Annotated in this window: 1 protein-coding gene; it reads right to left on the bottom strand. The window is 54.5% G+C overall.

Translation table 11 applies throughout. From position 1 onward, the window contains the following. Positions 1-242 (bottom strand): SMP-30/gluconolactonase/LRE family protein (locus ACODJP_RS14435; protein WP_422482678.1); only part of this gene is annotated, 242 nt, incomplete at both ends.

Raw genomic sequence — 242 nt, forward strand, 5'->3', positions numbered from 1 at the left:
GTCTGCGTCGCAGGCGAACCCATCGGCGGTACCGTTCCCACAGTCGAGATACACCCGTTTATTTTTCAGCGTATTGCCTTCCACATCCCACGCCAGAATTAAGCGGTTCGGTGTCGCCCGGCTTTCCACCACGTATAAGGTCTTTTCATCCGGCGAGAAACACAAACCATTTGGCCCTTTTACGTCGCCCAGTACCACGCTCAGTTTGCGGCTTTCCGGCTCCAGACAATAGACGTTTTGCG

The sequence above is a fragment of the Pleomorphochaeta sp. DL1XJH-081 genome (assembly GCF_049310885.1).
Lineage (GTDB): Bacteria > Spirochaetota > Spirochaetia > Sphaerochaetales > Sphaerochaetaceae > CAYZJV01.